Genomic DNA, 18,715 nt, shown 5'->3' on the forward strand with positions numbered 1-18,715 from the left:
TTATTTTTAAGGAGTATCATTTATAAATCCTAACAAAGAACCCGATGGAAATGGAATCACCTTCCGGATATGTTAAAGAAGAACGGTTTATAGATCTGTATAAGGCAAATATCTTTGCCCTTCTCTTATTTGTTCCAATTATACTGTTGTATACCTTCCCATTTTATCTAATTTGGGGACCCGATGAACCGTTTGTTTTTATTAAAAATATGTTAGAAATAACATCGTTATCTTCTGCCTTGTTAGGTGTGCTCGTAATAGCTATTGGGGTCGCGGTGCACGAATTAATTCATGGTATAACTTGGTCATGTTATACCAAAAATGGGTTCAGATCGATCAAATTCGGTGTTTTAATGAAAATGTTGACACCTTATTGCCATTGCAAGGAGCCACTTCGCGTCCGACAGTATATCATAGGCGCATTGATGCCATCGATTATACTAGGGATTATACCTATTATGTATGCATGGTACAGTGGAAATATTCATATACTCCTGTTTGCCATTTTTTTTACCGTTTCTGCTGCTGGTGATTTTATGATTGTTCAGCTGATATGGCGGGAAGATATGCGAAGCCTGGTTCTTGACCATCCTTCTGAGGCAGGATGTTTTATCTATAAAAAAGAAGATTAATCGATAGATTGTGATTATTACTTGCATGTAGCCGATTGACAAATGTTAAAAGCTGGTCGAGTTACGTAAGACCAACGATGCAGGTAACTTTAAAATCTCAGCTAACACAGGAAAAGCATGCGCACCCATCTCTTTTGATGGTTGTGAAATTTTATGATCAACTGAACATTTTCTATTGGCTTCGGAAAACGATATTGCAGAAAATTTTGTCATTTATCAAGATCGAGGATGGTCACTTGTCAGTGGAAGTGGCGTCACTGGTTATTTGACCTGAAATCGTAATTATGTAATCTCATTATTACATAATTACGAATATATCCCCGTTTTTGACCCAATATCCCCCTCTATTATTACCGAAAAGGGGATATTTTTGTTTACGATAATCAAGAGCTATAGTCTTAAAGAAACTTAAATTAATAATGAAAAAACTTTTATTTGTCTGCCTTAGTTTGCTTACAAATCATTTCGTTGCCCATAGTCAACAACCCATACCATCTGAATATAGTTTGGTCTGGTCCGACGAATTCAATGATGAAGGTTCTCTCGATACAAATAAATGGAGCTATGAGGAAGGCTTCAAACGTAACCGTGAAGAACAATGGTACCAAAAAGATAATGCATTTTGTCGAAATGGTCTATTAATTATTGAAGCAAAGAGAGAAGAACGCGATCATCCTGGCTTTCAACCGGCAAGTAGTGATTGGATTAGTTCCCGTAAAAAGATAAAGTATACTTCAGCGTCGATAAATACCTTAGGCAAACAGAAGTGGCAATATGGTATTTTTGAGATTCGGGCACGTATCCCTGTAGGTGAAGGACTTTGGCCTGCTTTCTGGACTTTAGGTACCGGCAAAGAATGGCCTTCCAATGGTGAAATAGATATTATGGAATATTACCGCGGCAATATATTGGCCAATATCGCAGTAGGAACTGGCCAGCGTTGGAACGCCCATTGGTTTAGCAAGACAAGAGCCATCGAGGACCTCGGCGGAAAAGCTTGGGCAGATCAATTCCACATCTGGCGGATGGCCTGGGATGAAAAGGCAATTGCTCTTTACGTCGATGATATCGAGATGATACGCGTTACAATGGACCAATTGATCAATCGTGATGGTACAGGTTTCAATCCATTTACACAGCCACATTACCTGCTGTTGAATTTGGCGCTGGGTGGCATTAACGGCGGCACGATCGATACCAAATTACTTCCGGCAAAGTACGAAATAGATTACGTACGCGTTTATCAAAAATCGAAGTCTGAAGCTTTTCTCCGTAGCAGTTCACCTCGTTAGCTATTCCTTATCAGACAGCTGCTCAAGGTGAGAAATTTCTAAATTTGACGTATCGATTGAAAGAAGCAGAACCATTGCTTCCCAAAGGACATATTGTCGCGACTGAGCAGTTGTCTTTAGGGGGAGTTTTCAAACCGAATACGGCCATTTTAGCGGGAGGGAATATCAAAGCAGAGCGAAGAGATGGAAATCTTGTTGTTGAGGCAAAGCAGCTGCTGATCAAGTTTGATCTTAAATCAAGATGGCTGTCATATTATAACTATAAGGGACAGGATTTTAACGATGAACAGGCTTTTTTTAAGGCTAATTTTTGGCGGGCTCCGAATGACAATGATTTTGGTGCGAATACACCTGAAAAGCTAAAATCCTGGAAACAGGTTACCGATGCGATTGAATTGGAAGAAATTTTTCGTCACATGTAGGAGTATATAATCAAACAATAGAGCAACAGTATTTTCCATATGTCATGCCACAGGAGACGGGTAACAAGACCGATGTCAGATGGGCGGAAATAAAGAATAAGCGAGGTCGTGGATTGCTTGTTACTGCAGACTCGACTTTTAGTATTAGCGCTTTGCATTATTTTGACAGCGATTTGGATGATGGCCCAAAAAGACAACAGCGTCATGCGGCCGATCTGGTCAAAAGGAAGCAAACACAGCTCAACATAGACCTCAGACAAATGAGCGTTGGCGGAATAAATAGCTGGGGAGCGTGGCCACTTTTTGAATATACATTGCCCTATCAGGATTATTCCTTTTCTTTTGTGATAAAACCCATAGAGTAATTTCTTTATTTTACTCCATGCCTCATATGCGAGAGTATTTGCGCAGATAGGTTTTGGAAAGGCTATTCAGATTAATAAAAACTGGTCGATTCATTTGGACGATTTAAAAGACCTGAGCCAAGTTGATACTTATTTCATTAGCCTTCATCGTGTAATTTTTACGAGGTGGTTTACTACAACATATTGCTGTGTTTAAGATAAATGTTATTTTCGTATAAACAAAAGAAACATGAGTATAGCATTGATACTGAATAGCGGTCGGGCCAATGAATGGAAGCTCGAAATCAATAAGCATTTACCCGAAACAAAGGTTGAGATTTATCCGGACATCCAAAACTATGATGAGGTCGAATTTGCTCTTTGTTGGAAGCCTGAGGCGGGTTATTATACTCATTTTCCCAATTTAAAAGTTATCCAATCTGGGGGAGCCGGAATAGATCATTTATTCCCGAAATCTATACCATCACATATTCATACCTGTAGGATTGTAGATCCAATGCTAAAAAGCGATATGTTTGAACATGTTTTGACCTGTGTGATGCATTCGATGAAGAATTTTTCGGCTTATGTTAGAGAACAGAGAAAAAAACATTGGCATCCCCTAGTATATAAATCCATTGGTCAAACGTGTATAACGGTTTTAGGACTAGGTGAAATAGGAGGGTATGTCGCCGAAAGATTGGTTGAGCTAGGCTTCCAGGTTAATGGTTGGTCCAATTCACCAAAAAATATACAGGGAGTCATTTCTTTTACAGGTATTGAGGGCCTTAGCTTAGCAGTTGAGCAGACGGATTTTGTTGTGAATGTTTTGCCATTGACTGATGCCACCAGCGGAATTTTAAATCATGAGTTTTTCTCTTTGTGTCCGAAGGGAACGGTTTTACTTAACGTTGGTAGGGGAGACCATCTTGTGGATGACGATTTAATAGAAGCTATCGACAAAGGACAGATTACCGACGCTTACCTCGATGTGTTTCATCAAGAACCATTACCCCCAGAGCATCTATTCTGGAATTGCAGCTCTATTTTTATAACACCTCATGTTGCGAGTAGGACAAACATTGGCTCTTCGGTCTTGCAAGTGGTGGATAATTATAGAAGAATGGCTGCTGGGCAACCTTTGCTCAATGAAGTTTCCTTAAAAAAGGGCTATTAGAAATCTACGCTGCCGCAGAGTTTTCACCTCTCCATTTCGTTCATTCACCGAATTTTCTTTTGCGTTGGTCTAAAGCCCGTAGATCAGCGGCGTATTGTGTTGTAGTTTTGAGTCAGAATCTATAGGGAAATGATGCAACATTTCAATTTCCTTGCGACAATTGGAAAAGGAGCAAAAACTAATACAGATAACGTAAAAAGATTATGAAAACTTTGATGAAAATATTCACATTCGCAGCTTTAACCGCAGTATCGACTTTCGCTATAGCAGCTGAGGGACCAGTGACAAAATCGGAAAGCGTAATGGTAAACCTATCTACAGCGGACCTTGCGCTCGATTATTATGTTGCAGTCACTACCAAGGGGGAATCAGCAAGTGTGGAACAATTATTTGCGGAGAATTTCATTCAAAAGATCCAATCTTCCAATGTACAGACTTATGAGCGTAAGGCTCTGATTAAATCCTTGAAAAAACAAAAGGGAGAAATTCTGAACTGCAAGGTGATTATGAAGATAGTGGAAAAGTCGACAGATTATATGATCGCAAAAATTATACTTAAATTTCAGCATTTCAGCATGACAGACCTTGTTACTTTAGCCTATGAGGCTGGTAGTTGGAAAGTATCCGAATCAGTCCATTCTTATTAATAATAGCCATTTCAAACACATACACAAATTTGTCGAGCAGATCAAAAGATGTGATGTTTATTTTGTATAAATAAAGTCGCATCTTTCAATCTGTAAACGAATTAATTATATGGTCTTATTTCTTATTCAATACAAAAACTAACCATTTCTGAACGAATCAATACCATAAACGAAAGCCTCTATGGCTATTTTTGTGTGGTGTTCAATAGACCTAAAGACATTCTCAAATATAATTGAATGAACAGATAGATGATATTAAAAAAGGATAAGATGCTTAAAACATTTTTAGCTTTTTTTAAGTTACTATATAAACGAAAAACTAGAATGTGGAAACTACTTTTGGTATTACCGACTTGTTTAATTTTCTGTTCATGTTCCAATGCTGCTCAGAATGATAGAAATTATAGTGCAGGTAAAGACAGCCAGGTTAAATCTGAAATTTTTGAGAATGCTCCTTTACCCGACAGTGCATTGGTATTTATCAAGAAATATTTTCCGAATGTACAGATACTTGAAGTAAAGGCCAAGAAATCACCCACTGTTATAGGGACATTTCACGAAGTAATATTAGCTGATTATACAGAGATCGATTTTGGTAAGTTAGGTAACTGGATTGAAGTTCAGGCGCCAGATGGTATTGCGCTACCTAGCAGTTTTTTTCCGTTATCCATTCAATCTTATTTGAGAGAAAAATATAATGGTATAGGTGTTGAGAGCGTAGATAAGTCCGATAGCGGCTATAAATTGGAGTTAACGAATGACAATAAACTCTATTTTGATACAAAGGGCCAATTTTTGCGCATGAAAAAATAATAGCATTGTTTCCCCTCTAGAACATGGCTTACTCATTATTCAATTATTTCGTAAGTCTTCCATATATCTTAAAGACGGAATCCTCTACTTTATTATAAGAAATTTTTGTTGTTGAATAAATCAGGCAGACCACTCATTAATTTGATTGGTTAGCCAGGAAGGATGCTCTCTACATACTTATCTGTTTTGAAATATTAATATTACGCTTTTTTTGTCTTGGATAATAATGCCTATGAAATAATGTCGCCATATTGGCCGATAAGACGTTGACCGTATCTCATCGTTAAGAGACCCTATGATGGGGATTTATTCCTTATAGGTTTTCCTGGCGAAACTTATTTTGTTAATTTATTATGTGTGAAAATAAGTTTATTTGAAATTATGTTAATATTTGATTAGTTTTATATGTCGAATATAGTTTTTGTAAATATTTGATTGTTTTCATGAAATTTAAGCTTATATGATGTATAGACCGTTACTTTTTTTACTATCTTTTTTCCTTCTTTCAGTTGTTGGTTGCAAAAAATCAGAAGAAGACGACACCGTTTCTGGCATGAGCATTTTGTTTTCGGACAATAACCATGCGGTAAGGGGAAAGGTGAGTTATGATTATACGATGGACAATTGTGGTAATATCAATCTTATTACAGGTGTTAAAGAATCTGACGGAAATTACTCCGAACTAAAGCTCACTTTGCTTCATAATGGTGCATTGGCGAAGGCACAGTATTTTAAGCAGAATTCTTCGAATAACGGTCACTATTTTGCGCCACATCTTCAAGCTGAAAAATCTTTTCAAATCTCCGATTTTAAATACGACAAATCTGGCGGACATTTATCATTTTCCTTTAAAGGCAAAGTTTATAAAGGAAGTGGACAAGATGACGAACGAATATTGACAGGTAATGTGGATCTAACTGCCATTGAATATGTCCCATGTAAAGGATTGATCCTTGATGTGATGACCGAAAACCCTTCTTTCAACTTTTTCTCCATGTATTCCTCTGCCGGTACGACAACTAGCGGCCTTGGTACGGCGAATCAGTATATTCAGTATGCATACAATGTTCACTCCAACGCTGGGCAGTATATGAGTTTGAGACTTGACAGTGATATCTCAGAGCTCGTAAATAAAGAAATGGTATTTGACGATAGTAATGAAAAGCTCGGTGTAAAATACTGGGAATATCAAGGACCATTTATGCTAGCAGAATCCTATGGATATATTGATCACAACTGGAAACGCTTTCAAACCCGAGGAAAAATTACTGGTATACACAGAACATTTGGTGAACGATCGGTAGAACCGTATTACCAAGGCCTGATCATTATGGATATTCTCAATGAAAGCAGAGTGGTGAAGGAAGATGTTGAGATACCATTCTATGTGAAATCCCTTAAATAGGCATCCTTTGCTAAATTTTATGTAAACAGAATTTATCCTGGGCTCATTTTACTAAACTGTTGGAAAGGCCTCTTTTTTGTTTCGTCATCCAATGTGTTTTGAATACTATTGGATTTTCACTGTACGACGCCAATTTTTATGTTGGTTCTTTCTTTAGAAAGGAACTTGTTGCCCGTTTTGTATCATAAGAACAATAACCGATCTGAAATAGTTTTAGAAAAATTATGTATTTTACATTGTGTGTTATTGCTGTAGTGCATATTACCGAAAGTGATTTTCCGATGGAACTAAAATTTCTTCTATTCTTTTTGAGCGTAAGCTTCTTCTTTTGTTCTTGCAAGAATAAGAGTTTAACAAATTCTATTTGGAAAAATTGTGGTGATCATGTTGGTTTACAGGATATTCTTGTTTTCAACGGTACCTACAATTTCGTGCGAAATGACACGGTGTATAATAGGCTAAGTATCGACACGCCCATTGCAGTAATTGATAGGATTGATACTTATTATGGCGAAAGGAGATTATATCTAAAAAGACTTTCTGATCATAAGACCTATAGATTTTGTGAGCAATAATCAACAATGTTAAAATGTTTTAATCCATTTATGCAATGACCAGCTGCCGAATGATTGGTTTATTATGAATATTAATTTATTGTAAATGAAATTAATTTTTTTTTGAAAAATGTATTCATATTTATTAGTTTTATAGGTGAAAATATCAATTTGTTCTTTGCCCATTTAAACTATATTTTTATTCGGGTTCATCTGTGAACAAGAAAGTCATAAATTAAAGCGTTTTATTATTATATTATACTTATTGATAATCAATTTTATTTGAATGATGAGTCGGTGCTATTTAAAATCTGCTGTATTAGCCTTTTTATATTTTTTTATTTATCCTGTTGTAGCACAGCAAGCTACATTTCCGCAAAAAAATGATTATTTGCATTTGCTAGAGCGTGCAGTACAAGAAAGGAAGCCGATGTTCTTGGTGGTCCATCAAAGGGATGAACAGTTTGTACCTTTTAAAGGAACTGTTTCCAAGAAAGCAAAAGACATCCTCAGTACGCAGTTTGTTTCGGGAATCGTGCAAGTCGATCGTGATGATTTTAATCATCCACTGGCTCAAACATTTCAGATGAATGATCCATTTTATCTTTTTACCGATAAAGATGGGATACCTTTATTGCGCCACGATAAAGCAGTTGATGGCACAATTGAGTTGGAACGTCTCATTGATTCGGTCGCTACGCTTGCGAAGGGTGAAACACTGGGTAAGCTTACCGCGCAATATCGCAAGGGGATGCGCCAACAGTCTATATTGACAAAGATGCTTCAACGGTATCAGGCATTTGATCAATATACAGATCAACAGGTATTGAACGATTACTTATCACAGTTGACTATAGAACAGTTGAATAATTTTGAGACTGTTACATTTCTGTTAAGCTGCGGGCCAGTATATAACAGTAAGACCTATCTCTTGGCACGTACCAATGGTAAAATGGTCGATAGTTTGTATTCCAGTTTGCCTTTGCCCGTACGCAAAAAAATAAACAATAGAATCATACAGCGGACATTTCGGGAAGCCCTCGATAAGAAAGATTTTTCTTTAGCCCAGCATATAGGTTATTTTACTTATCAGACCTGGACATCGAATTATTTACGTGGCGCCGCTTCACAAGATTACTATCCCTTGGAGTACAAACGGCTTATGAAAGATACAGTCGCCTATATTCAGATGGCACGCCGCTTTTATAATGATCGTTTCTATCGTATTGATCCTGACTCCATAGCTCGTATAGACTTCGTACAAGACCATCAAATAAAGTTATCACGAAAAGGTCCACTATTGGACAGTGCGCAAAATGCGGCCTTTAAACAGTGGATTGGTAAAGGACGTCAATATTATCAGGGCGACCAAGCCCGTAACCTGAACTATGGAGCCCAACAGATTTTGGCTTTCGCATGGAATAGTCCTGATGCTTTATTTGACGCTATCCGTTGGCAAACGAAAGCAATTGATCTGAAACCCGATATTCCCCAATACCATCATACATTGGCTTTACTGTTGTATCGGGTGAGTTTTTACGCGCAGGCAGAAGCAGAGCAGGAGAAGGCGATTTCCTTATCCAAGCTCAATAAAGGGCGTCACAAAGAAATGCAGGCGGTATTGAAGCAGATCCGGTCTAGACTATTGTGATTTGGCGCCCTTTGGCGCGGGCGTTGTATGTAATCGAATCGGAAGAGAATACTTGACACGTACAGGTAGGCCAAACTGATACCCCGGAGTCCATTTTTTTGCTTTTTGAAGCACTTCAATACCATTAGCTGCTGTACCATAGCCTAGGTCATTGATTACCTCAAATTCATTTGGTATCCCTGTTTTTTCAATGACAAAATCAATGAGTAGCTGCCCCGATACCCTCGCCTGTAAAGCCTCCTTCGGATATTTATAATTCTGCGCTACAAACATCATCAGTTTTTGTATGCCGCCAGGATATTCCGGCTGGACTTCGCGTTGTGTATAGGGATGTAAGTTCCCTGCACTGTCTGTGGTAATTCCTTTACTTAGGACACCATTTTCATACCATTCCTCAAACCTGTTTTTGCTACTACGAAATGTACCTTCCCAACGTCCTTCACGGACTCCATTCATGTATTGGCCCTTTTCGCTGCCCTCTTTATCTTTGAATTCAAATGTGCCATTCCCGTCACTTATCTGTATACGTCCTGTAGAATCCGCATAATAGATTAGACGGCTATTACGGTCCACGAAAAGAAATTCGTTCGGACTTCTCTCAGATCTAAAGAAAAGTCGGGTTTCTTTTAAATGACCATTTTTATGGTATCTTTTGAGAGTATCACTCAATTTATTATCGTTATATCCGGCCGAAGTTGCGAGGTTTCCATTTTCATAATAGGTTTCCACTATACCCTCTAGGTGTAATTTTCGGGGATCAGCTATTTTAGTCCACCCATGACGTTTTAAGTTGCCATTAAGATAATAATCGTTTAGTTCGTAGAGTCCCATTTCGTTGGGTTTCAATCGGATGATACTGGTGTAAGCGGCCGAGTCTTTGCGTGCTGTATACCCCCCATTTTTTTTAATATAAGTGACAATGGTTTCTTGTGCTTTTAATGAAGTCGCGAAGCAGATGAAGATGAGATAGATGAAGCATTTATATGGATTAAACAAATCGAGTTTCATATGGTTAATTTATGTCTATTTCTTCTCAAATATACATAAGTTTTTATTTAAATTAATATTGTTTCATTTGTTAATTCGTTATCTTCTCTTGTGACTACCCAAAGTTTTCCTGTTTTATCTAAATCGTTACTTCCTAGGTTTTTTATAAGTTTGCCTTTCAAAGTTAAAAATTATAGTCTATTCCAACGCTTATGTACCGAGGCAGTAGCCGGTATTCGGTGGTAGAGCGCGAGATGTCTGTGAGCAGCGCATTTCTGAAAGACCGGGTGTTGAAGATGTTTTTGGCTGTAATGTCAAACCGTGTTTTGTATTTCTTGAGATCGTAAAATACTGAAAAATCCGAAAAATAATACGTTTGGGCTTTTTGTTGAGGCATGGCTCCAAAGCGATAAGATTCGTTCTTGAGGCTGAATTGCAGATTGTCGCCAAAGCGCAAGAAGAGATTTAAAAAAGCTTGGCCATTTGTCAAGGTATTTGTCTCACCTTCCATGCGGTAGCTGTTGGTCTGTAGACTATACCCCGTATACATATTGAAGTAGGATTTCCACGAACTTCTGAACGAAAGCCCATAGTCATATCTGTTTGTGCGGATTTGCCTGCGGCCCAAGCCGACGACCATGTTTTCATAATCAACCGTGTTGAAGCCCACATCCAATCGTAAATTTCCGTTTAGGGATTTCACAAAATAGTTGAGCTCGGCCTTAGCATAGGACAAGGTTTTGTCTTGGAGCAAGCGCTGTTGCATGAGGTTAAAATTGGGGTGGAGGTCGTTTTCCGTTCCAATATAATCAAACAGGATCTGATGCCCGATTTGTATGTTGGCAAAAAAGCGGTCGCTCATATTACCGTAGGTGTATAGAAGTGTTCCGCCCGAACTGCTCAAAGTAGCTATGTTATCCATTCCTTTGATAAAATTGCGTACACCGGTGGTGTAATAGTTGGGTATTAGGTCGGTAAGTTTAGTATTCTGTTGTTGAAAAAACAAATCAGTTTCCAGCCGTCCTTTGTAGTGTATGGCCCATTTTGCTGATAGGCCGGGCGAGAGTTGGAGATTGTTTTTGCGTTTTTGTTCCTCAAAATTAATCAGCCTGCTATATACCATACTTAATTGCAGGCGAGGAGTCACTTCCCAGTTGCGTTGTTTTACCGTGTATTTAGAAATAAGATTAGTCTGAAACAAGCGGAGGGTCATTTCATTTGCATATTCTGGTGGGTACGCCACTGTTTTATGCTCCGTTTCGGGGCCGGGGAGTAGCCGCAACTGCGTGTTGAGCTTTTGCTGTTGATAGGTTGAGCTCAATCCCAGCTCGAAAAAATTGCCGTTTTGCTGCCGGCTTATATAATGCGTGGTAGCTCCCAGATAGCGCAGATTGTTGTCTATATGCTGTTGTACTCCGCTTACCGAGTCGGGACCGAAAAGGTCTTGGTAATAATATTGATTGATGCTATAATCAACCGGCGACTGCTGGTTGATAAAGCGGATGGAGCTGACCAGTGCCTTCCGCTCCGACAGCTTGTAGCTGTACGTTAGGTTGTGGTTAGTCAGATAGCCTTTGTTTTTGGTGGTTTCTAAGCTGGTGATGTTATTAAAAAGCAGGGTCCCCAGCTCATTGCTGTTCAGAGAGCCCAGTGTGCCAGTATAGTTAAGTGTCGTATGAGGGCTGGGTTCGTATTGCAGTTCCAGTTTGGTGAAATAATTGTCGATTTTGCGGGCAAAAGCATAGTCTTCAGTGATGGTAAACTGAATGTCTTCCAGGTTGTACTCCTGCACCGTATTGCGGTAAAAAGACTTTTTGGTTGGGTTGGCAAAGCCTATCCATTTGATTTTGAATGCAGATGTAGGATTTAAAATCGTATTTAATGAAATAAGCTTATCGTTGTTGAAATTCGTGCGCCGATAATCGAAATTGGGTAGATTGGGTGTATTATCGATCAAGGTTGGCGTGCTTATATCCATGCCAATCTGCCCGGGTTCGTTAGCCGAACCGGATTGAATAAGGTAGTTGATGCTGCTTACGGCGTCGTAACCATTGTTGTTGGCGCTCGCCAGCAGGTAATATTTGTTGCGCTTGCCAAAATTCATGAGGTTGGCGCTAGCCTGGTAATATTTTGGGCCTATTGGTGAGCCTTGTACCCCTACCGAGCCGAGCCATTGATTTTTGCTATCGGCTTTCAGTTGCAGGTTAAGGGCTACTTTGTCCGAGTTTTCGATGCCTTTTAATTGTTTGTTGTTGGAATAGCGCTGCAGTACCTGAATTTTTTCCAGCGGTTGCACGCTCATATTTTGTGTGAGCAGGCGGTAGCCCTTTTCAAAGAAGTCGTCACCTTCGACCATGACCTTTTCCACCTCTTTGTTGCCAATCTTGATGCTGCCATCTGTACCTACGTTAATCCCGGGGATTTTGCGTAGCAGGTCTTCTACATTGCGCTCATCGCCTTGTAAAAAAGAGTTCACCGCCAGTTCGATGGTATCTCGGCCATTTCGGTAGGGTTGCTTGGCATGTACAATCACTTCTTGTAAGCGCTGTACACCGCCGGGGCGCATTTGCACGTCAATAAGAGTGTCAGCTTGTGCTGGAGCAATAGTCAGGCTAAGCGGTTCAGCGCCAAGTGATTTAAACTGCAAAATGAATTTTCCGCTTTGTGTGGTTTGCAAACGGTAATTTCCCTGGCCATCACTAAAGGTGTAGGTCAGCATTCGGGAATCGGCGGCAAAGCGCAAATCAATACGTACACCGCCTAAAGGCTCACCTTCGGCGCTGACCTTACCATGTATAGCTACCTGTGCCTGCCCAAATATAGGCAATAGACATAGAACAAGCCATCCTATTCTATGCTTAATTTTTTTCCCACTCATATACTTGTTCTACACTGCCACGAACTTTTTTGCGCTCTACGGTTACGCCTTCCATCAAGGGCATTTTGCTCATCATCATGCGCATCCGCTCCTCGGTTTCTAAATCTTCTTTTTTTATGTAGCTCTCTAAGCTGAGTTTGGGCAAGGTATTTATGTATTTTTCGTTAACGGGCACATCGCCTGTGTAGGGGTAGTCAATTTCTTTAAGCAACCAATAGTGCGGGTTGGCGCCTTCATTATATAGCATGACGATAAGACCGGGCAAGCCACCAAATTTGTAAGGCCCGGCAGGTACCGGAATATCGTTCGTATAGTAGGCGACTAAGGTGGTACCACGGTAGGTGGCGGTGGCCTTGTGGCATATATGTTTGCCTAGGGTATCTACGTCAGTGAAGTTGGTGTTCCACGCTAAGGGCGGAAGCTCGTCGTTAACGAGGTAGTTGCTCCCTTTTAGCGAGCGGGTTTCGAGCAGTTGCGTCGCATTGTTTTTTTGGATGACAATGTTTCGGTAGATTTTGCCCATATCTAGGGTGACCGACATACTGCCGCTTAGTTCCTCATCATCACCATTGCTAGTAGCCTTGGACTTGGGCTGTGGTAGCGAATCGCGAACGGACGTTTTTGCCCCGTCCTGAAAATAAACCTCTTCCCGAAAAGTTGCCATGGGCGATGGCAGGTATTCGTACACTGCCTTTAGTTTTTGGCCATAAGAAACTGCTGTGGCCAATAAGAATACAAAGAATAAAGAATATTTGTACATGGTCGTTGGATTGGAGAAAGCGAGGCCTTAGCCCCGCTTAAATTTTTACATTTGTAATTCAATTGAAATATAGTTCTCAGACTATATCCCTAGTTCGCCACTTGCAAGCATATGTCTATAAATCGTTCTGCAGTTGGCGAAGAATCCTGAACAGGAATTTTCTACGTAAGTTTGCGAAGTGAAGGTGTCAATCACTTGGCCGCTGCTATTGTAAACATTTAGGGTATAAACACATTTTGTCAACATGCTTTTGCTTTCCTTTGACGCTTCGGTAACTTTAACCTTAGCGTTGTTTTTAGCTAGCTTGTAATTGGTTGTTTTTACATTTGCATTTTCTTTAGAAACTTTTGCACCTGTTCCGGCAAATGCCGCAGTTGATAACGCAGCTACTGCGACCAGACTCATTACTAATTTTTTCATTTTTTTATATTTTTTTGTTTAACCATACATGCCTTTTTGGGACATGTTTTAATTATCTGGTAATAAAAGTAGGACAAGGAAACGAATTGATTTTGGCCGTTTGGTATTCGCAAAGGTTGAACTATTATTCGCCCTGACTTATTCGATTTTTAGTTTTTGTTAGATCCTTAAAGCATTGTACATATCCGAACAGTATGTTTAAAAACTGTTCGTATGCACACATTTCCATTTTAGAAAAGCTCATTATAGAGTCTAGGAGGCATAAGTTCATTGGGGCGACCGGTATAGTCTTTGGCATACAGCAGATAAAATAAAAACTATTAATACAATAAAATAAAGACATTATGAAAACACCTGTAAAAATAGTCGCGGCAGTAGCTTTAATCACCATATGCTCATGCGCTATGGCAACTGGAAGGTATTTAAGTCAATTTACCACTTTCCCATTCCACCACTCACTGAGTTTTCGAATCCGTTAGTGTAAAGTCCGTAGGTTAGGGGCTGATAGTATTGTAATTTTGAGCCAACAAACAAATATCAACGGTATTATAAAAAATACGATAACCTAAAATCGATACTAAATATTATTATCAGGAGACCGTGTTGTTGTTCGTATATTTTATCAGATTTTCATTCAAAAGATTAAGTAAGGCTCTATGGCTTATATCCATATTGCCGTTGCTTAGGCTGTAGGGTGAGCCATAGTTCATATTAAACTGCATCATTTTCTTTTTAATCATATTGGATTCCCGTCCTATTGCTGCATCACTATTTTTTATTAATATAACGATGATCGGATTTGAGTAGATCAAAATTTCTTTAAATCCAGTGATGTCTTGCCATTCGATAAATGTTTTGTATTTATCGCCGATATTTAAGCCCAGATCTGTAATTTCAAGCAGGAGTCGATTTGTAAGCAGATACCGGACGCACACGGTTGCCGCCAGACCAAAAAAAAATATACATATTATGCCAAGCAGCCTCGTCATTATAGGCGCTCTGCCAAAGCTTTCTGGATACATCACAAAGAAAATGCCGCCTCCAACAAACAATAGTGATCCAAGTAAAAGTAATGCTGTTTTCTTTTTGTTGCTATATAGCCTAATTGTATTTTCAGCTTTATTCATTTTTTGCCAGTTATTGGTTTATTCTCCATTATCCATTTCCCGGATTAGTTTGAGCGCCTGTTCTTTCCAGTCACCTGTCCTAGGCTCTAGGTTTGAATAGCAATTTTCAAAATTATAAGCCCATTCGCTATTTTTCGAATCGGGTACAAAAATTGAAAGATAAGTCTGCTCATCGCCTTCGGTTTTATAAGCATATACCAAATATACTTTGTTTTTTTCTGTCATCTGGCCCAGATAATCAACTTGTGGAGGCGAGATATCCCATTCGGATTCCAGATACCCGCTTACGACGATTTTTCCGATTTCGGTCTGTTCCTTATATTTTGCAGGTATCAGACCTTCCCTATTTGTCTCTTTCAGCGCGTTCATTAATACCGCCCGTTGCGAAATATCGGCATAGGTGCTGTCGATTAAGTCCTGACCCAGCGGAAGGCCCAGCATTAAAAAGTCAGCTACTGTTATCGCGCGAAGATATCCGGTAGGCCTATCAACGAGCAACTGTTTCTGAAATTTTCTAAGTAGATCTTTTTGCTCAAATAACGCGAGTAATCTGACATAATCGGCTATGGAATAAGCATTGAAGCTGCCTACCGTTTCTTGCTCCGAATCCAGCTGGGATAAATCAGACGCTAAATATTGCATAATATCCGGCAGGTAAGCCATAATCGCCTTTCTCGCATGTTGCATCGTGCTGTCCTTGACAATTTTCAAGCAGATATTTAATAAGGTAGGCCGGTAATTAGCGACAGAAAAAAGCGGAACGATTTTCTCTAAATTGAGGGCAGCATAGTTTTGGGATTCCCTCAGGGGCTGCAGCAATCGCCAGGTTTGGTAATCAGTGTCGGGCCTATGCTGGTTTAATGTCTGGAGATACCAGTCGAGCTGCGTCGAATCTATTTCCCAGACCGTCGGCAAGATTGCTATTTTGAGCAGGTCTGTTGTTGTAGGATCCTTGAGTATATTTTTTAGAATAGGTATAGTGCGTTCATCGTGATTTTTTACCAAACTATAGATCAGGCTTCTCCGCAGTCCGTTGCTCTGATCGTCATCGCGCTGTTTTTTGACCAATGTTTTATAAATCAGTGGCAGATCGTCTTTGCCAAATCTGTAATTGACATCCAATATATTTCTTGCCTGCTGGGCGACAAGGGTATCTGGGCTATAAATATCTGTAAAAAGCATTGCTGCTTTTGAACCGTATACATCAAAATTTGCTTGGCTGTCCATATAGCGGACAGATTTTATGATCTTATCAATATTCATTTGTTCAACGGCTTCCTGCGTACCGACCACATCAATTCCATAGGACATATTGCCTCTCATCCAGATAATGTTTTTGTGATAGTTAGCCGTTAACGAATCCTTACTTGTATAGATGGCGGCAGTTATATTGTCGGATGACAGCGTGTCATAACGCAGCAACTCTTCAGATTGTTTTTTTGCGCTGATCTGTATTTCTGAATATAGGCTGTCGCTTTTTTGCAGCCGATAATATTTTGGCAATTTGGCTATTTCCACAAGAAAAGCCGTGCTCGAATTGCTATCCGTTGCCGCGTAGATATGAACTTCGCTATCCAATTGCTCAGTTGTATTCACATCTTTTATCTTTATCAGCGAAGATGCTGGGAGTTTCAGTTGTATATTGTTCAATGTAAAATCTTTCCAATCTGTATTTTTAAAAGGAATCATCCGGAAGGAACTGAAAAAAGCTTTATCTATTTCCTTATTGTTCTTATCAAAATTTTCCTGCATGACCTGATAAATTCGGTTTCCACGGATCCACATTTCTGCAAATAGGTTAGATTTGTCCAACTGGGCCGTTATTGCAGTACCGATCGCATTGTCCTTTTCACGGGGTTCGACAGATGTGATGGTGAGTGCCGGATTTTTTGCGAGAATCCCACTTATTGCTTTTAGCGCCAAGGCCCTGTCTGTCGTGGTATAGCCTATCGGATAGTCGTGGTACTCGACCATATAATTTATCTTTCGAATTCTATCCATAGAAAAATAATTGTACATGCTATATTGGACTTTTTTATCTCCGATCGGCTCTGTGCGGGTCTGGTAGATATATTGAGCCGGAGGCGGTATTTTGATCGCAAAAGCACCGATGTCATAAATAGATTCTGCCAGGCCGGCGGATTCTTTTAGACTGGAAATTTCGAATCCATTGAAAAAGTGGTCTGATAGATATGCATCCAACTGCCCACTGCTGGTAAAAGCTAATAAGCTATACAGCGTATTGTTTTTTAACCAGAATTCCCATTTAGTCAGCATATTGTTATGCGAAGTAACAACTTGCATACCCTTTGCACCGTCCTTTTCAAGGAATTGTTGGGATACAATAGGATGTTTGCTTTTTGCGGATCTTCTTTCGTATTCCTTGGTAAAAAAATCTTTCGTTGTCAGTCCATGAAGCTCACCTATAAATGTAGCAGATATTACCAGTTCTGTTTCTGTACTCAGATCACCGTACATCATGCTTGTTCCGCCTATAGTACTTGTCTTATGTACATAGCCTTTAGGCAGAGACACGGCATATCCATAGATTGAATCCTTGTGGAGCCCCCATTCCATCGTCCCGTAATCGATTTTATATTTAGCGGCCAGGTTTGTTTTTTTTGTTTTGACGGGACGGAGTCTATAACCTTTATTCATTAGCAGGTGGATCAGCCCTAGATCACCCGGCAGATGTGAGGCTCCTACAACAGCACAGACAGTACCTTTATCAAACTGTGCAATGATGTTTTTTAGCATCGTGTTATTCCTGCTTTGCATTTCCTCACGATCAATATAGGGTGAAATTATTTTCCATACCCCATCTAGATTCCCTGCGCTGTAGAGCTGCATCAGCTGCTCAAAATGTTTATAGTAATTGGTGCTATCCTTTTTGCTCCTGAGTTGGACTAATTCATTCGCAGTTGTCTCCAGCTGATGTTCCATTGGCTCCAGACCAATAATATGCTTTCTTTGGGATTTGGCCAGACCATAGAGATAAGCATCCAATAAAGCGGCAATATCGTCCGGTTTATCGTGGTTAGGATTCATGAAATATTTCACAATATGTGGCGAGTTCATTTGCTGCGAATCGGGAACTACGCCATACGCCTTTTTGTAGCGATGTTCAAACTCCTTTTTTTGTGCATCAGTAAGTGCTATCTTTTTGGAAGAGGGCTGTTTGTTAAATCGGATTTCCCATATCTCTTTATAAAGAGTGTCGGGGTGTATTTCCAATGCAAGGGCATCGGTATTGGCTATAGCAATAAATATCGAATCATTGCTATTGATCAGACGCCTGTCCTTTAAGTGTACTGAACCGAGCAAATAAGAAGGTTTGGTCAAGCCCTTTCCGCTGATTTCCCATAGAAAACTAGGGTATTTTATTTCCTGGGCTTGGGCCCTGTGTAGCAACAATGCGCAGCAGGAAAAAATAAACAGTGATAACAGCAGTTGTCCCGATTTTGTAGTTCCAACAGATTTATACATTCGATTGATAGATAATAATATGGCTTCGGTAAACGAAGATTAAACAATTTATTGGCTCAGTCCTTTTTACGGCTAAAAATTTGAATTGAATAATTTAAGGTCAATATCAAATAGTCCTAT

The 18,715-nt window shown here is 39.6% G+C and carries 15 protein-coding genes; 9 read left to right on the forward strand and 6 right to left on the reverse strand.

What is annotated here, in order from left to right:
* The first annotated feature begins 209 nt into the window (after positions 1–209).
* From B4A24_RS23175 to B4A24_RS23215, 9 genes are all read left to right on the forward strand, one after another.
* A complete protein-coding gene (locus B4A24_RS23175) occupies positions 210–632 on the forward strand; it encodes a DUF3267 domain-containing protein (protein ID WP_172392048.1) in 423 nt (140 codons plus the stop codon).
* Positions 633–1,051: 419 nt separating this feature from the next.
* Positions 1,052–1,924 carry a glycoside hydrolase family 16 protein gene (locus B4A24_RS23180; RefSeq protein WP_293947323.1) on the forward strand — a complete coding sequence of 291 codons (873 nt, stop codon included), beginning with the start codon at positions 1,052–1,054 and terminating at the stop codon, positions 1,922–1,924.
* Between the two features lie 44 nt (positions 1,925–1,968).
* Entirely contained in the window at positions 1,969–2,346 is a 378-nt protein-coding gene (locus B4A24_RS23185) for a hypothetical protein (RefSeq protein WP_293947324.1), read from the forward strand.
* 17 nt (positions 2,347–2,363) lie between these two features.
* Positions 2,364–2,711 (forward strand): hypothetical protein, encoded by a 348-nt coding sequence (locus B4A24_RS23190; protein ID WP_293947338.1) that lies wholly within the window; start codon positions 2,364–2,366, stop codon positions 2,709–2,711.
* Positions 2,712–2,940: 229 nt separating this feature from the next.
* On the forward strand, positions 2,941–3,867 hold the full coding sequence (locus B4A24_RS23195; protein ID WP_172392051.1) for a 2-hydroxyacid dehydrogenase: 927 nt from the start codon (positions 2,941–2,943) through the stop codon (positions 3,865–3,867).
* 215 nt (positions 3,868–4,082) lie between these two features.
* On the forward strand, positions 4,083–4,514 hold the full coding sequence (locus B4A24_RS23200; protein WP_288811058.1) for a hypothetical protein: 432 nt from the start codon (positions 4,083–4,085) through the stop codon (positions 4,512–4,514).
* Between the two features lie 324 nt (positions 4,515–4,838).
* The gene (locus tag B4A24_RS23205) at positions 4,839–5,327 is read left to right on the forward strand and encodes a PepSY-like domain-containing protein (protein WP_293947325.1); all 489 of its coding nucleotides are present in this window, start codon (positions 4,839–4,841) and stop codon (positions 5,325–5,327) included.
* A gap of 460 nt (positions 5,328–5,787) precedes the next feature.
* Complete coding sequence (locus B4A24_RS23210) at positions 5,788–6,732, forward strand: hypothetical protein (RefSeq protein WP_172392054.1); 945 nt, start codon at positions 5,788–5,790, stop codon at positions 6,730–6,732.
* Positions 6,733–7,677: 945 nt separating this feature from the next.
* Positions 7,678–8,937, forward strand: coding sequence for a hypothetical protein (locus B4A24_RS23215; protein WP_288811062.1), 1,260 nt, complete (start codon positions 7,678–7,680; stop codon positions 8,935–8,937).
* Here the strand turns inward: B4A24_RS23215 and B4A24_RS23220 are convergent.
* The 6 genes from B4A24_RS23220 to B4A24_RS23245 all read right to left on the reverse strand — a co-directional run bounded on the left by B4A24_RS23220 (position 8,929) and on the right by B4A24_RS23245 (position 18,595).
* Positions 8,929–9,945, reverse strand: a complete 1,017-nt coding sequence (locus tag B4A24_RS23220) for an energy transducer TonB (RefSeq protein ID WP_293947326.1) — start codon at positions 9,943–9,945, stop codon at positions 8,929–8,931. The two genes, B4A24_RS23215 and B4A24_RS23220, sit on opposite strands and share 9 nt — an antisense overlap.
* A 163-nt stretch (positions 9,946–10,108) precedes the next feature.
* A complete protein-coding gene (locus tag B4A24_RS23225) occupies positions 10,109–12,802 on the reverse strand; it encodes a hypothetical protein (protein ID WP_293947327.1) in 2,694 nt (897 codons plus the stop codon).
* Positions 12,783–13,562: a GLPGLI family protein gene (locus B4A24_RS23230; RefSeq protein WP_288813357.1), complete on the reverse strand. Its 780-nt coding sequence runs from the start codon at positions 13,560–13,562 to the stop codon at positions 12,783–12,785. The genes B4A24_RS23225 and B4A24_RS23230 overlap by 20 nt, the downstream gene beginning before the upstream one ends.
* Positions 13,563–13,643: 81 nt before the next feature.
* On the reverse strand, positions 13,644–13,982 hold the full coding sequence (locus B4A24_RS23235) for a hypothetical protein (RefSeq protein WP_288813359.1): 339 nt from the start codon (positions 13,980–13,982) through the stop codon (positions 13,644–13,646).
* A gap of 590 nt (positions 13,983–14,572) precedes the next feature.
* Positions 14,573–15,109 (reverse strand): STM3941 family protein, encoded by a 537-nt coding sequence (locus B4A24_RS23240; RefSeq protein ID WP_288813361.1) that lies wholly within the window; start codon positions 15,107–15,109, stop codon positions 14,573–14,575.
* 18 nt (positions 15,110–15,127) lie between these two features.
* Entirely contained in the window at positions 15,128–18,595 is a 3,468-nt protein-coding gene (locus B4A24_RS23245) for a TraB/GumN family protein (protein WP_293947328.1), read from the reverse strand.
* Positions 18,596–18,715: the final 120 nt, after the last annotated feature.

It is taken from the genome of Sphingobacterium sp. UBA7249 (assembly GCF_002472835.1).
Lineage (GTDB): Bacteria > Bacteroidota > Bacteroidia > Sphingobacteriales > Sphingobacteriaceae > Sphingobacterium > Sphingobacterium prati.

Excerpts from the sequence above, each read along its gene's own strand:
- B4A24_RS23175 (WP_172392048.1), top strand. The coding sequence starts at position 210 with ATGTTAGAAATAACATCGTTATCTTCTGCCTTGTTAGGTGTGCTCGTA.
- B4A24_RS23180 (WP_293947323.1), top strand. The coding sequence starts at position 1,052 with ATGAAAAAACTTTTATTTGTCTGCCTTAGTTTGCTTACAAATCATTTC.
- B4A24_RS23195 (WP_172392051.1), top strand. The coding sequence starts at position 2,941 with ATGAGTATAGCATTGATACTGAATAGCGGTCGGGCCAATGAATGGAAG.
- B4A24_RS23200 (WP_288811058.1), top strand. The coding sequence starts at position 4,083 with ATGAAAATATTCACATTCGCAGCTTTAACCGCAGTATCGACTTTCGCT.
- B4A24_RS23205 (WP_293947325.1), top strand. The coding sequence starts at position 4,839 with ATGTGGAAACTACTTTTGGTATTACCGACTTGTTTAATTTTCTGTTCA.
- B4A24_RS23210 (WP_172392054.1), top strand. The coding sequence starts at position 5,788 with ATGATGTATAGACCGTTACTTTTTTTACTATCTTTTTTCCTTCTTTCA.
- B4A24_RS23220 (WP_293947326.1), bottom strand. The coding sequence starts at position 9,945 with ATGAAACTCGATTTGTTTAATCCATATAAATGCTTCATCTATCTCATC.
- B4A24_RS23225 (WP_293947327.1), bottom strand. The coding sequence starts at position 12,802 with ATGAGTGGGAAAAAAATTAAGCATAGAATAGGATGGCTTGTTCTATGT.
- B4A24_RS23230 (WP_288813357.1), bottom strand. The coding sequence starts at position 13,562 with ATGTACAAATATTCTTTATTCTTTGTATTCTTATTGGCCACAGCAGTT.
- B4A24_RS23235 (WP_288813359.1), bottom strand. The coding sequence starts at position 13,982 with ATGAAAAAATTAGTAATGAGTCTGGTCGCAGTAGCTGCGTTATCAACT.
- B4A24_RS23240 (WP_288813361.1), bottom strand. The coding sequence starts at position 15,109 with ATGAATAAAGCTGAAAATACAATTAGGCTATATAGCAACAAAAAGAAA.
- B4A24_RS23245 (WP_293947328.1), bottom strand. The coding sequence starts at position 18,595 with ATGTATAAATCTGTTGGAACTACAAAATCGGGACAACTGCTGTTATCA.